At 70.2% G+C, this 14,491-nt stretch carries 11 protein-coding genes and 1 tRNA gene; 1 reads left to right on the top strand and 11 read right to left on the bottom strand.

The genetic code is table 11. From position 1 onward, the window contains the following. Positions 1-41 precede the first annotated feature (41 nt). The 6 genes from ppsA to B0B14_RS02570 are packed head-to-tail and all read right to left on the bottom strand — an operon-like array spanning position 42 to position 6,955. Complete coding sequence (gene ppsA, locus B0B14_RS02545; protein ID WP_083710284.1) at positions 42-2,558, bottom strand: phosphoenolpyruvate synthase; 2,517 nt, start codon at positions 2,556-2,558, stop codon at positions 42-44. A gap of 33 nt (positions 2,559-2,591) precedes the next feature. Then, entirely contained in the window at positions 2,592-3,194 is a 603-nt protein-coding gene (locus B0B14_RS02550) for a pyridoxamine 5'-phosphate oxidase family protein (protein WP_076679957.1), read from the bottom strand. Continuing rightward, on the bottom strand, positions 3,191-3,685 hold the full coding sequence (locus tag B0B14_RS02555; RefSeq protein ID WP_076679958.1) for a universal stress protein: 495 nt from the start codon (positions 3,683-3,685) through the stop codon (positions 3,191-3,193). Before B0B14_RS02555 ends, B0B14_RS02550 begins: the two co-directional genes overlap by 4 nt. Positions 3,686-3,717: 32 nt before the next feature. Continuing rightward, positions 3,718-4,395 carry a response regulator gene (locus tag B0B14_RS02560; RefSeq protein ID WP_076679959.1) on the bottom strand — a complete coding sequence of 226 codons (678 nt, stop codon included), beginning with the start codon at positions 4,393-4,395 and terminating at the stop codon, positions 3,718-3,720. After that, complete coding sequence (locus B0B14_RS02565) at positions 4,392-6,071, bottom strand: sensor histidine kinase (protein ID WP_076679960.1); 1,680 nt, start codon at positions 6,069-6,071, stop codon at positions 4,392-4,394. The genes B0B14_RS02560 and B0B14_RS02565 overlap by 4 nt, the downstream gene beginning before the upstream one ends. Positions 6,072-6,124: 53 nt before the next feature. Further along, positions 6,125-6,955, bottom strand: coding sequence for a universal stress protein (locus B0B14_RS02570; RefSeq protein ID WP_076679961.1), 831 nt, complete (start codon positions 6,953-6,955; stop codon positions 6,125-6,127). A gap of 158 nt (positions 6,956-7,113) precedes the next feature. On the opposite strand from B0B14_RS02570, the gene B0B14_RS02575 reads away from it, so the two are divergent. Continuing rightward, positions 7,114-7,860: an SDR family NAD(P)-dependent oxidoreductase gene (locus B0B14_RS02575; RefSeq protein WP_076679962.1), complete on the top strand. Its 747-nt coding sequence runs from the start codon at positions 7,114-7,116 to the stop codon at positions 7,858-7,860. A gap of 213 nt (positions 7,861-8,073) precedes the next feature. Here the strand turns inward: B0B14_RS02575 and B0B14_RS02580 are convergent, their stop codons facing one another. The 5 genes from B0B14_RS02580 to B0B14_RS02600 form a co-directional block, all read right to left on the bottom strand. Further along, positions 8,074-9,117: a CNNM domain-containing protein gene (locus B0B14_RS02580; protein WP_076679963.1), complete on the bottom strand. Its 1,044-nt coding sequence runs from the start codon at positions 9,115-9,117 to the stop codon at positions 8,074-8,076. Beyond that, on the bottom strand, positions 9,114-10,532 hold the full coding sequence (locus B0B14_RS02585) for a hemolysin family protein (protein WP_076679964.1): 1,419 nt from the start codon (positions 10,530-10,532) through the stop codon (positions 9,114-9,116). Before B0B14_RS02585 ends, B0B14_RS02580 begins: the two co-directional genes overlap by 4 nt. Before the next feature lie 203 nt (positions 10,533-10,735). Then, positions 10,736-10,823 (bottom strand) — tRNA-Ser (locus B0B14_RS02590). 46 nt (positions 10,824-10,869) lie between these two features. Then, the gene (locus B0B14_RS02595; RefSeq protein WP_083710294.1) at positions 10,870-13,242 is read right to left on the bottom strand and encodes a transglutaminase TgpA family protein; all 2,373 of its coding nucleotides are present in this window, start codon (positions 13,240-13,242) and stop codon (positions 10,870-10,872) included. Then, positions 13,229-14,476 carry a DUF58 domain-containing protein gene (locus B0B14_RS02600; RefSeq protein ID WP_076679965.1) on the bottom strand — a complete coding sequence of 416 codons (1,248 nt, stop codon included), beginning with the start codon at positions 14,474-14,476 and terminating at the stop codon, positions 13,229-13,231. Before B0B14_RS02600 ends, B0B14_RS02595 begins: the two co-directional genes overlap by 14 nt. Between the last annotated feature and the right edge of the window lie 15 nt (positions 14,477-14,491).

Below are 14,491 nucleotides of genomic sequence, written 5' to 3' on the forward strand. Positions count from 1 at the left end.
GTGTGTGCGGACTCATGGTCCGCCCAGGGCGCTCGCCGCGCTCAGGTCTTTGGTCCTCCCGGATCGCGCACCGCACCGGCGATCGAGGCCAGCGAGGTCCATGTCGAGACCAGGGCATCCGGGTTGAGCGACATCGATCGGATGCCGCGGTCGACCAGCCATCGGGCGAGATCGGGATGATCCGACGGGCCCTGACCGCAGATCCCGATGTACTTGCCGCGCCGGGTGCAGGCGTCGATGGCCATCGCGAACGTCGCCAGGACCGCGGGGTCGCGCTCGTCGAACGTGTCGGCGACCAGCGCGGAATCCCGATCCAGACCGAGCACGAGCTGGGTCATGTCGTTCGAGCCGATCGAGAATCCGTCGAAGAGATCGAGGAACGCGTCGGCCTGGAGCGCGTTGGACGGGACCTCGCACATCATGACGACCTGGAGCCCGTCCTCGCCCCTTCGCAGCCCGTTGCGGGCCAGAAGCTCGAGGACGGCTCGTCCCTCTTCCACGGTGCGCACGAACGGGATCATGATCTGGAGGTTGTCCAATCCCATACGACCTCGTGCGTGCGCGAGGGCTTCGCACTCCATCTCGAAGCATCCGCGGAAGTCCTCGCTGATGTAGCGCGATGCTCCCCGCCAGCCCAGCATCGGATTCTCCTCCACGGGCTCGAACGCCTCGCCGCCGAGCAGGTGGGCGTACTCGTTCGTCTTGAAGTCGCTCATGCGCACGATCACGGGGCGGGGCGCGAACGCGGCGGCGATGGTCGAGACGCCCTCTGCGACGCGCTGCACGAAGAACGTGCGCGGGTCGGCATACGCCGCCGTCCGCTCGAGGACCTCGGTGCGCAGGGCCGGCGCCAGGGCGTCGACGTCGAGCAGGGCCTTCGGATGGATGCCGACGCGGTCGTTGATGATGAACTCGAGCCGGGCCAGTCCCACGCCCGCACTCGGCAGCTGCGAAAGGGCGAATGCCTGATCGGGCACGGCGATGTTGAGGAGGAGTTCCACCGGGATGTCGGGCAGGCGATCGATGACGGTCTCTTCGACGTCGAAGGGGAGGAGGCCTCGGTAGACGGCACCGGAGGCCCCTTCGGCGCACGAGACCGTGACCGCCGTGCCGTCCGTGAGGACCGTCGTGGCCGATCCGGTGCCGACCACAGCGGGGATGCCGAGTTCGCGGGCGATGATCGCGGCATGGCATGTGCGACCTCCGCGGTTCGTGACGATCGCCGACGCCTTCTTCATGATCGGCTCCCAGTCGGGGTCGGTCAGATCGGCCACGAGGACGTCGCCGTCCTCGAACTCGTCCATCTGCGAGGGAGAGGCCAGGACGCGCGCGGGACCCTGCCCGATCTTCTGGCCGACCGCGCGACCGCGGACGAGCACGTCACCCGGATCGGGCAGCACATAGCGTCGCAGCGTCGTGCCGGTCGAGCGCGACACCACGGTCTCCGGGCGCGCCTGCACGATGTAGAGCGCCCCGTCGACGCCGTCCCGGGCCCACTCGATGTCCATCGCGTGCTCGTAGTGCTCCTCGATCACCAGTGCCGACCGCGCGAGCTCTTCGACGTCGGCGTCCGTGATGCTGAACCGGCGGCGCGCATCGAGCGGCACGTCGTGGAGGGCGGTGCTGACGCCGGCGCCCACTCCGGCCGCGTATCGCATGGCGACCGCCTTCTCGCCGAGCCGACGCGAGAGGATCGCAGGGCGACCGCCTCGGAGGCTGGGCTTGTACACCGAGAACTCGTCGGGGTTCACCGCCCCCTGCACGACCGCCTCACCGAGCCCGTACGCGCTCGTGATGAGCACCGCGCGGTCGAATCCCGTCTCCGTGTCGACGGTGAACATCACACCGGATGCGCCGATGTCGGCCCGCACCATCCGCTGCACGGCTGCCGACAGTGCCACATCGGTGTGGTCGTATCCGCGGTGCACCCGGTAGGCGATCGCCCGGTCGTTGTAGAGCGACGCGAAGACCATCTTGATCGCTTCGAGGACGTTGTCGATCCCGACGATGTGGAGGTAGCTCTCCTGCTGCCCGGCGAAGGAGGCGTCGGGCAGGTCCTCTGCGGTGGCCGAGGACCGCACGGCCCAGCTGGTCTCCTCCGGCGACACCAGGGTGTGCAGGATGCCGGTGAACGCGCGTCGGACGTCCGCTTCGAAGGCGGGCGGGAACGGCTGAGCCACGATCCAGGAGCGGATCCCGGCTCCGACCCGGGCGAGTTCGGCCACGTCGGCGACGTCGAGGGTGGTGAGGGCTGCGCGGATCCGGTCAGCCAGGCCGCCGTACGCGAGGAACTCGCGATACGCGCTCGCCGTGGTGGCGAAGCCCCGGGGCACATGGACGCCTGCTCCCGCGAGGCGCGAGAACATCTCGCCGAGGGAGGCGTTCTTGCCGCCGACCTCGGCGACGTCGCCCATGCCGAGATCGGCGAAGGGGAGGACTCTCGCCGTGCGGGCGACTTCCGGCGCCGTCGGGGCCGCGCTGCGCTCCAGCACGGCGTGATCGTACCGGTCCCGCGCGCCGGCGGTGAGGATGTGCGACGAGTAGAAGGTGTCCGACATGCTCCCAGCGTGCGCGCCGGGGACCCCGTTGCGTCAGGTCGAAGGTCCCGTCGATGCCGTCGGGGAGTCCAGCGGCGCGCGATGCGGGATCGCGAAGGGCTTCGTCGCCGGTCCGGTCGACTCCGGCCCTGCCGTCCGGTTCTCCGGGGCGTCGGTGGCGGTGGCGGCGCGCGGCTGGACATCGGGGGAGTCGACGACGAACCGCCGCCCGCTGATCGACGTCGGGGTGACGCGGACGAAGTCGTGCTTCGGCGTGGGGCTGGCGGGCACGATGCCGAGCACGCCGCTGTCTTCGATCTCGGCGTCGTCATCCATTCGCGCGGCGGTGCCGCGGATCACGACGCTCCACCGGTGGCCGTCGTCGGCGCCGTCGATCTCGAAGGCGACCGCGGGGTGCGACGCGATGCTTCTCAGCTTGCCGCCCGGGCCGGAACGCAGATACAGCGCGCCGTTGCGCGCGCGGAAGTTGACCGGATACACATCGGGCGCACCGTCATGATGATGCACGGCGAGCCGACCCACCGACTCGTTCTCCAGGAGACGCCAGCATTCGGAGGCGGCGAGCACGCCGACGGCGGGGCTCCGCTCGGGAAGCCCGTCGGTCGACCCCGCGTACGGGTTGGGTGACTGGTTCATCGGAGGGCCTGCTCTCGCTCGGGGAGGGGCAGCGGCTCAGGGTGAGGGTGCGCGGTGCGCGGTGCGTGCATGATGAGCACCGGGCACTGAGCGTGCTGGGCGCAGGCGGTGCTGACCGAGCCGAGCAGCAGCCCGGCGAAGCCGCCGTGCCCTCGGCTGCCCACCACGAGGAGTTCGGCCTCCTCGCTCCTCTTGATGAGGACCGCGGCCGCAGGTCCTGGTACGACCCGCAGTGTCAGGTGGTCGGGTCGGTCGGCTCCGAAGACCTCATCCGCCGTGGCATCCAGGATCGCCTGGGCATCCGCCTCGGGCGACCAGATCGCCGGCGGGAGAGTGCGGTCGTACGAGATCGGGAACTGCCACGTCGTGATCACTTCGAGGGGATGCCCGAACGTCGACGCGAGCTCCGCCGCCTTGCGGAGCGCCGCGATGGAGGAGGTCGACCCATCGACTCCCACGACGACGGCCTTGGTATCTGCACGAGCATTCATGGCCTGTTCCTCTCGCGGTCACGGTAGGGAGATCATCGCCCTCCGACCGTCCGCGGGGTAGGGCCATTGGTCCTGGCGGCCCGGTGCTCGGCTCCGTAGACGGCGGCCTGCGTGCGTCGCTCCATCCCCAGTTTCGCCAGCAGCGCGCTGACGTAGTTCTTCACCGTCTTCTCCGCCAGGCCCAGTCGGGCCGCGATCTCGCGATTGGTCATCCCCTCGGCGATCAGGCCGAGCACCTGGCGCTCGCGGAGCGAGAGACCCGGATCGGGTTCGCGGTCGGGTGCCGACGTATCGGGATGCAGCTCCCGTGCCGCGCGACGGAGGACGTCGGGAGCCTGAATCGTCGCTCCGCCGGCCGCACTCCTGATCGCCGCCACGAGAGAGGGCCCCCGGATGTCTTTCAGCACGTAGCCGCTCGCTCCCGCCAGCACCGCGGAGCGCAGCGCGTGGTCGTCGTCGTAGGCCGTGAGGATCAGGCAGTGGATCTGGGGGCGCGCGGAGCGCACCCGCCGGCACAGGTCGATGCCGTTGCCGTCCGGCATCCGCACATCCAGGACCGCCACATCGGGGAGCGTCGCCTCGATCCGGCGAAGCGCCTCGCGCACGGTTCCCGCCTCGCCGACGACCTCCAGATCGGGCTGCGCGTCGACGAGCTGGGCGATGCCGCGGCGCACGATCTCGTGGTCGTCGACGAGGAACACCCTGATCATGACTCCTCCTCGGCATCCCGCGCAGCCGGCACGGCCGCCGTCCATTCGACCGATGTCCCCGCGGGGGACGTCAGGATGCTCATCCGGCCGTCGTGCAGGATCGCGCGCTCGGCGAGGTTGTGCAGTCCGCTCCGACGTCCGCCTTCGGGGATGCCGCGACCGTCATCGCGCACGGAGAGACGTGCCGTCCCGTCCGCCATCGACACGGAGACGTCGACGTGGTGCGCATGCGCGTGACGGGTCACATTGGCCAGCAGCTCACGGAGCGCGCCGACGAGGTCATCCGCCAGCTCCGCGTCGACGACGGCATCCAGAGGCCCCTCGAAGGTGACGCGCGGCGGTGCCTCCCACGACGACGTCATGTCGGCGATGACGTCGAGGAGGCGGTCCTTGATCCGCTCCGATCCGCGTCGCTCCCCGCTGCTCAACGCGAACACGATCGTGCGGATGTCCTTGATCGCCGCGTCGATCGCGTCGATCTGGGATTCGATCGTCTCCGTGACGTCGGGACTGGAGACGGCCGACACGGCCTGCAGAGCCAGCCCCGCTCCGAACAGGCGCTGGATGACGTGATCGTGGAGATCGCGGGCGATGCGGGCCCGATCGCGGGCGGTCTCGAGGCGTCGACGGTCCTCTCTCGCCCGCACGACCTCCAGCGCGATGCTGGCCTGCGCGGCGAAGGAGAACGCCATGTCGAGGTCCGCCGCGCTGAAGGGCGAACCGTCTGCGGCGCGAGAGACCGTGAGCACTCCGTGGGTCTCGTCGCCGGCGATCAGGGGGATCGCGACGGTGGGTCCGATCCCCGGCTGCCAGGGGAACATCGTCGTGGTCGGCTGGCCGCTCACACTCACGGCCTGCCGCTCGGCCAGCGCGCGTGCCGCGAGCGTGCCGGTCGCCGGATACACGCGTCCGTTCAGCGACGGCACCACCGCGCCGTGCACGGCTGCGAGCCGGAGCTCGTCTTCACCGTGCGGGACGGCCACGGCTACGAGCTCCGCATCGATGAGGGCCGCGACCCGCTCCGCGATGACATCGAGGACGTCGTCGCCGGTGATGTCGAGCATCGCCGCCATGACGTCGGCGATCGTCGCGTTCCAGACCTCGCGGGTGCGGGCGACGTCGTACAGACGTGCGTTCTCGATGGCGATCCCGGCCGTTGCGGCCAGAGCCACGACGAGATCCTCGTCCTCGGAGCTGAACCCTCCGGCTGCGGACTCCGTGAGGTACAGAGTGCCGTACACGTCCGCACCGACGCGGACGGGGACGCCGAGAAAGGAGTCCATCGCAGGGTGATGTGCGGGGAAGCCGACCGACCGGGCATCGTCGTGGAGATGACGCAGGCGGATCGGTGCGCCGTCGGCGATGACGGCGCCGAGGACCCCGAGCCCTTCCGGAGGGTGATCGATCTGCGCGACGACGTGCCGATCGGCGCCCACATGGATGAATCGCTCGAGCCCGCCGTCCGGCCCGATCACCCCGAGCGCTCCGTAGCGCGCTCCCACCAGTCGCATCCCCGCCTCGACGATGCGACGCAGAACCTCCTCGAGGTCGAGACGCTCCACGATCGAGGTGCTCGCCTGCAGGAGGTCCTGGAGCCGACGCTCGTGCGGCGCGAGGTCGGAGCCGTACGGGTCGGCGCCCGAGTGCTCGGTTCGGGCGTTCGCGCTGTCGGACATCGCCGTCTCCCGTCGGCGCGATTCTAGTCCGGCGACGACCTCCACGGCAGGGGTCAGCTCGACGGCGGGATCGTCGGAACGACGCAGACCGGAACACGGGAGAGCGGGATCACGTCCTGGGTGACCGACCCCAGGAACATGCCCTCCGCCCGGCCACGGCGATGCGTGCCGATCACGATGAGCGACGGACGCGGCAATGCGTTCAGAAGAGCGGCGGCCGGATTGTCCTGCACGAGTCGCGACTCGATCCGGATGCCGGGGTGCGTGCGGCCGAGGGCGGCGTCGGCGTCCTCGAGGAGGCGTCGGTGGGTCCTCTTCACCTCCACCGGCGAAGAGAGCAGCGCCACAGGGCCCTCCATCGTCGGGACCGGCATCTGCCAGGCGTGCACGAGGGTCACGCCGGTGCCGACCGCGTCCGCGTGTCGGGCGGCGAATTCGATGGCCGCCGCAGATGACTCGTCGTCGTCCACGCCCACGAGGACCGGCCCGTCACCGGGCTGCCAGTCATCCGGCACGACCACGACCGCGACGGGGGACTGCGTGATCGTCCGCAGCGGACGCCAGCCGGTCAGAGCGGACCGGACCGGTCGATGGTGGTGGGTGCCGATGACCAGCAGATCCGCACCGGCCGCCGCACGCACGAGGGCGTGCGGCATCCGGCCGGAGACGGTGCGGTGCGACACCTCCGCATCCGGCGCGAGATTCCGCAGCCTCGACATCCCCTTGTCGAAGGCGTAGCCCTCGAACTCGCCGGCGAGCGCGTCGCCGTGGTCGACGCGCACGAGCTCGACGCGCGACGGCAGGCGCGCCGCCCGCTCGCCCACCCAGTCGAGGGCGACGAAGCTCGCGGTCGATCCATCGAAGCCCACCACGATGGTGTCCATCCGCAGTCCTTCCGGTCGGGGATTCCTGTCGCCGACGCTACGTGCGTCCGCGGGAGGCTCCCAGGGTCGAAGGTCCTTCGAGCCTCGGCCCCGCGGGACCTTCGACCCTGGGTCGATGCGCCTTCGCCGGGTGGACTGAGGCAGACAGGAGGATCGACATGACCCACACGGATTTCGGAGGCAGGACCGTCATCGTCACCGGGGCGGGCTCCGGCATCGGCCGCGCCACGGCGGAGCGTCTGCTGGCCGACGGCGCCCACGTCGTCGCCGTCGACGTGTCGCACGAGCGTCTCGACGACCTCGCGGCGTCGCACGCGAGTTCGCTGTCGTGCATCGCGGGAGACCTCGTGGACGACGACACCATCGCCCGAGCGCTCACGGCGGCCGGTGACGACATCGACGGGCTGGCCAACGTCGCCGGCATCATGGACGGCTTCGAGCCCACGGCCGAGATCGCCGATGCGACGTGGGAGCGCGTCTTCGCGGTCAACGTGACATCGATGATGCGTCTCACCCGCGCCGTGCTCGGACCCATGCTGCGGCGGGGGAGCGGCAGCATCGTGAACGTCGGATCGGAGGCGGGTCTGCGCGGCTCGGCCGCGGGCACGCCCTACACGACGTCGAAGCACGCGGTGAACGGCTTCACCCTGAGCACCGCGTTCTTCTACGGGCCGAAGGGCATCCGCTGCAACGCCGTGGCGCCGGGCCCGGTCGCCACGAACATCGAGGCGCCGTTCCACTCCGAATGGGCCGCTGCGCGAGTGGGCCCGCTGATGCAGGTGGCTCTGCCGCCGACGGCTCGCCCCGAGCAGCTCGCCGCCGCGATCGTCTTCCTCCTCAGCGACGAGGCGTCCAACGTGTCGGGGGCGATCCTCCCCGTCGACGGAGGCTGGGCGGCGATCTGAGCCCGCGCCCGCCGCCACTCCGCGCATCCTCCCAGCGCGGGTGGCGCCGACCGCGCGTCACCTGACTTCGTCCACCGCGGGTGGCACCTGCGGACCGTGTGTCGGCGAACGTGCCGGTCGCGGCTGGACCGGGACACGAGGAAAGTCATCGTCTCCCGGGTGCCCGGCGCAGGTGAGAACATCCAGGGTGAGCATGTTCGGGAGCTCCGTGACTCACCGCGCGAGCAGTCCTGCCCGACCTCCGTCTTCCCCGTCTTCCGCCGGTCCCGGCAGAACCTCTCGCAGCAGATCGTCCATCGTGACCACGCCGAGCAAGCGGTCGCCGTCGACGACGGTCGCCAGCTGCACGCGGTCGCGTCGCATCCAGGCGAGCACGTCGTAGGCCGAGGCGCTCGGACTCGCCGTGAGCGCGTCACGGGCGACGTCGATCGCGGGGGTGAGCGGGTCCACAGCGAGCGTGTCGCGCACGTGTGCGACACGACTGTCCGGCCCGGCTCCGACGAGGATGCGGAGGTGGCTCGACGCGGCGGCAACAGCCTGGATGTCCGCCGCGGTGGCCGTCAGCGGCACGGAGGTCGGCACGCGATCGGTGCGGACGATGTCGCCGACGGTGAGCGTCCCCAAGGAGATGGCACGCGCGATGGGTCCGGAGAACTGCTCCTCCAGAGTGCCGGCAGCCCGCGAGTGGGCCACCAGCTCGCGAATCGTGTCGGCGTCCTGCCCTCCAGCTGCGGCCTTCTCGACAGGTTCGACGCCGGATGCCTTCACCAGCCTGTTGGCGATGTGGTTGATCCACAGCAGGAAGGGGCGCAGCGGCCAGGTGAGAGCGCGGGCGGTGATCCCCGTCGCCTTCGCCGCGATCTCCGGGTGCGCGATGGCCCAGGACTTCGGCGCCATCTCGCCGATCACGAGGTGCAGGAACGTGACGACGATGAGGGCAAGCATGAAGGCGATGACATCGGCGAGGACGGCGGGCAGACCCCACTGCTCGAACACCGGTGCGAGCGCGTAGTCGATCGCCGGCTTCGTGATCGCGCCCAGGAGGAAGGTGCACGCTGTGATGCCCAACTGGGCGAAAGCGAGCATGACCGTCAGCTCGTTCATTCCCCGCAGCGCGGCCCGCGCCGAGGCGCTGCGGTCCGCTTCCGCCTCGAGTCGGTGCCGGCGCGCGGCCAGAAGGGCGAACTCGACGATGACGAAGAACGCGCTCGCGAGAATGAGGGCGGTCGTGATGATCGTGACCATCCACCAGGTCATCGGGTCACCCCCTCGTCGGCGGAGCCCGCAGAGGGCTCGGTGCGGACGTCCTCGTGTTCGGCATCGCGGTCGAGTTCGCGCAGGCGCAGGATCAGCTCGGACGGCACGTGCCGTTCCACCTCGGTGACCTCGACGTCGAGCCAGCGATCGATGTGCATGCCCTGGATCGTCTCGGATGCTCTCTCGGGAAGTGCGATGCGCACGGTGACGCCCGTGGGGACGAGATCGCCGTGCTCGCTGATGATGAGGCCCGCGATGGTCTCGGCGTCACCGCGCGGCAGGTCGTGGCCGATCAGGCGCTCGACCTCGTCGAGGTGCACGTCGCCGGGGAGGGTCCAATGGTCGTCTCCGACGTTGACGACCTCGTGGATGTCGAGGTCGTGTTCATCGGAGATCTCGCCGATGACTTCTTCGGTGAGGTCTTCGATCGTGAGGATGCCGTCGAAATTGCCGTACTCGTCGACGACGCAGGCGAGCTCGTTGCGCGTCTGCCGCATGCGGTCGAGTGCGACGGGCAGCAGCATGGTGGTGGGGATGACGACGGCCTCGCGCATGACGGTCGACACGGGGGCGTCGTCGACCGCGGAGGTGCGGAGAAGGTCGATGAGCTCGACGACGCCGACGGGGTCGTCCTCATCGCCGATCACGGGGTACCGCGTGTGCCCGGTGGCCATGAGCGCGCGGACCTCGCCGATCGTCGTGGTGGGCGAGATCGAATCGACGCGCGACCGCGGCACCATCGCATGCTCCGCATCCCTCTGCGGGAAGTCGAGGATGCGGTCGATGATCATCGACAGGTCGTCGGGCAGATCGCCACTGGCACGCGACTCCTCGATGATCGACTTGAGATCGCGGGCGGTCGCGCTCTCGTCGACGTCCTCGAGCGGTTCGATGCGCAGCAGCCGCAGCAGCGCGTTCGCGGCCACGTCGAAGACGGTGATGAGCCAGCCGAAGGCCAGCAGATAGATCCGCGTGGGCATCGCCAGTGCGCGGGCGAGAGGCTCGGGGTTCGCGATGGCGAGGTTCTTCGGGTAGAGCTCGCCGAAGATCATCGTCACGATCGTGGCCAGGAGCAGCGCACCGATCGTTCCGATGAGCACGGACGCGCCGGGATCGATTCCGACTCCGCCGAGCAGCGTGCCGATCGACTCACCGATGAGAGGCTCAGCGACGTATCCGATGAGCAGGCCCGTGACGGTGATGCCGAGCTGAGCTCCCGAGAGCATGAACGACGTGCGCTTCGTGATCGAGAGGACGCGCTTGGCTTGAGCGTCGCCCTTCTCGGCGCGAGCGGCCATACGGGAGCGGTCCACCGACATGTACGCGAACTCCTGCGCGACGAAGAACCCGCACGCGGCGATGATCGCCAGAGTGATGAGCACACCGACAAGGAGCGTCAGCGCTGCTTCCAGCATCGAACTTCACCCCCTCGAGAAGCGAGGGGGCCGGCTGATCGACCCTCCTGGTCGGGGGAGGTGCGACGATGGCTCACGGGGTTCCTCGTGGGTCAGGGGCGGGGGTTTCCACGATAAGGCAGGAAACCTGAGCAGGAGCGGGACGGCGTCCGTCATGCCTCGGGTAACAGGAGCGGCTCGGGTTCTTCGTCCCGCTTCCGCAGTGGCGGAGGATAGGGGATTCGAACCCCTGAGAGCTTTCACTCAACACGCTTTCCAAGCGTGCGCCATAGGCCACTAGGCGAATCCTCCTGGGTCTGCTCTCCGAGAACGGAAGCGCAGACGGCCAAAGGACATCCTACCTGCTGCCGACGCGCTCCCGTGTCCGCAGGCCGTCTCCGGCATACACCGAGCCCGGACGGATGAGCAGCGACCGGGGAGCGACGACGGCGGCGATCCGCAGCATCCGCGACGATCCGGCCCGCAGCGCGTCGCGCACCGCGATCTCCGGAGCGGCCAGATCGGCGCCGCGCCAGCGGTACCCGCGCGGTGCGTAGCTCGAGAGCTCGATCGCCTCCACGAGGGTGTCGACCTCCTCGGGCGGTGCGCCGTGGAGCGCGACCAGCCGCGCGCCGAAGCTCCGCGGCGATTCGTCGGGAGGCACGGGGATGCCGAGATCGATCGCGTCGTCCTGCAGGAGGCGCCACGCGGCCACCGGGTCGACGGCCCGAGCCGACGCGAGCAGCGACCGACGTCGCGCTTCGCGGATCAGGCCGGGGATCGAGCCGATCAGCAGCAGGCCGAGCAGGGGGCCGAGCCACGGGAGGGCGCGGACGGCGGGATCAGCTGACGACGAGGCATCCGATCCCCGCTCCTCGATGCCCTCGGGCAGCAGGGTGGGCGTCGGTGTCGCCCCGTCCGTGGGGGCGGCCGAGGGGTCTGCACCGTCTTCGAGCGGACCGTCGGGCGACACCGCGGCGGGAGAGAAGCTCGTCGGCGTGCCGAGACTGTTCGTGGGCTCGAAGGGGATCCATCCGATTCCGGCGAAGAACACCTCGGGCCACGCGTGCAGCTGCGACGCCATGACCGAGTACACGCGGTCGCCCATGACGGCATCCGACATCGCCGACCCGGGAAGGTAGCCCACGACGATCCGCGACGGCATGTCGAGGGTGCGGGCCATGACGGCGAACGCGGAGGCGAAGTGGATGCAGTAGCCCTCCCGCACGTCGAGGAACTCCGCGATCGCCTCGGCGCCCGATCCGTCGAAGCCGTCCTGCACGGGGGCTTCGAGGGAGTACTCGAACTCGCTGGAGCGGAACCACCGCTGCAGTGCCTGCAGGGAGTCGTAGTCGTTCGTCGAACCGGCCGTGATCTCCTGCGCGAGCTGCGCGATGATCGGCGGGACGCCGGCGGGAAGCACCGTCGTAGCTTCGAGCGCGCCGGTCGGCCGCGCGTCGGCCGCGCGGATCTGCTCGAGGGTCGGTCGCGGGTACTCCGCCATCACCTGGTAGTCCTGGCCGTTGACCGACGCCGAACGGCTCACGACCGTGCCGTTGAAGGGGATGGACCCCCACTCGCCGTCGAGGCCCTCGACGCCGACGGCGGGATAGGTGACGGGGGCCGAGCTGCTCGCGAGATTGAGGACCTCGATGGATGTCGTCGCCTCGACGATGCGCACCTCTTCCCCCGGCCGGATCGAGCTGTACGCCTCATCGCTCTCGAGGGAGACGCTCCGCCCGCGGTCGGGCCGCCAGATCTCGCCGTCGAAGTCGGTGAGCGTCGCGACCCGCAGATACGGGGCGGCCGCCGCGGTCGTGCGGAAGCGCAGCACTTCGGAGTTGCTCTGCTTGCGCAGGTCGTCGCCGAGCTGAAGCGACGCGTCGATCGAGTTGAACCGCCCCGCGCCCGGTCCGGTGGCGGGGCGGATGACCAGTCCCGAGAACACGGGAGCGGCCACGAGCGAGACCACGACGGCGACGGCGCCGATCCCGGCCGCCGCGGCCGCGATGCCCGCTCCCGCGAAGCCGAGCACACCGGGGTCGGTCTTGGGCGGCACGGCTCCGGCCGCGGCCGCGGCATCCCGCTCGCGGCTGCGCGTCTCGAGCCGCAGGATGACGAGGATCACGATCGCGAGGAGCACGAAGGCGACGTTGTCGATCTCGGCCGGGACCGCGATCGCGGGGATGAGCCAGACGGCGATGAGGGCGACGGCGGCGAGCAGCGGCATCCGCGCCGTGAGGATCACATGGTCGACGATGATCGTGAGGACGAGCATCCCTCCCACGATCAGGAACGCCAGACCCGGCACGGCGTCGAGCGGGGCCGCGCCGTTGATGATCTGGGTGATCCCGTTCGAGATCAGCTCGCCCGCCGTGGCGAACGACCGCGGTGTCGGGATGACGCCGAACAGCGCCGTGCCGCTCAGGAACACCGCGGTCAGAGCGAGGATGCCCACGAGAGTCTCGGCGAGGCTGACGGCGACGGCGGGGAGCCGGAAGCGGCGCGCGATCCAGCCTGTGACCAGGAGCAGCGCGGGGAGGAGCACGACGCCGATCGTCCACGGTCCGGAGTTCACGACCCGCGCCAGCGGCATCATCGCCACGAGCAGGGCGACGTACGTCGCCGCGATCAGGGCGATGTCGACGCGACCAGGTGCGCGCGGCGCGCGGGCGGCCGGCCCCTTGGCGAAGCCGACCAGACGCGAGACGGGATCGTCACCCGAGGGCATGGCTCACCCCCCGCTCGCCGACCGCGCTCCACGCGGCGACGAGATCGGACACGGGGGTGATCGCGGCCGCATGCCATCCGAGATCGACCGCGCGGTCGAGCGCATCGCCCACGGGAGCGACCGCGAACAGGATGGGCATCGTGCTGTGGTGGGCCACCGGAGCGATGGTCGCGGCGTCCGCCGGATCGAACCGCCCCACGATCAGCACGACGGGGCCGGTCATCACCCCGGAGAAGACGCGGGGGAGGCGGTGCAGGTGGTCGTCGCGCTGCGCCGTGAGCGTCGCGAACTGGTTGACGACCCCCTCGACCTCGGTCATGTCGCCGCCGTCGATGCGCTCCGCGAGCTCCGTGCCGTCGGAGTCGATGATCTCCACGGAGTACCCGTCGTGCGTCAGCCGCGTGAGCACCGAGACCGCGGTGGCCACGGCGGCCTCGAAGCCGGGGTCGGTCCCCGGGGCCTGCAGCGCCTCGATCGACCAGCGGAGCACCGAGCGGTCGATGACCACCGTGGCCTCCGGCGTGGACTCCTGCTCCTCCTGGCGCACCATGAGCGATCCCTGGTGCGCACTGGCGCGCCAATGGATGCGGCGCATCGAGTCTCCGGGCATGTACGGACGCGCGACGAGGTTGTCGGCGCCCTGCCCGAGCTGGTTCGTGGTCGTGTGGAGCGTTCCGCCCGCTTCGCCCGCGAAGTTCGTGAGCGGCGGGAGGTCGGTGACGGCGGGAGCCACCGTCACCGTGGTGCGCTCGCCGAAGACGGTGGTGCGGTGGGCGAGCCCGAACGGATCGGTCGAGGTCACCGTCAGCGGTCCGATCGCGTGGACTCCCCGCCGCATCCCCCGCACCTCGTATTCCAGCTCGATCACACGCTCGCCGGCGCGCAGTCCGGAGCCGAGCGCCGGGAAGACGCCGTGCGCCTTGCCGCTGAGTCCCTTCGGGACGGTGTCGCGCCAGATCCCCGGCGGCGTCGGCAGCGCCGTGCGGACGCCGACGCGCGCGGTGACGACGGAGTCCCGGCCCACCGACACGATGTCGGGGGAGAGGGAGCGCGAGACCCGATCGGAGCGGCGCACCAGGTACAGCGAGACCAGACCGGAGGCGAGCACGGCGAGCAGCAGCATCCCGATGTACATGAGCTCCACGACGCCCAGCTCGCCCGCGAGGATGAAGCACGCGAAAGCGAGCACGAGGGCGCCCGTCCCGCGCACGGTCAACGGCCAGATTCGCCTCATGACGGTGTCACGGCC

Source organism: Microbacterium sp. RU33B (assembly GCF_900155915.1).
Taxonomy (GTDB): Bacteria; Actinomycetota; Actinomycetes; order Actinomycetales; family Microbacteriaceae; genus Microbacterium.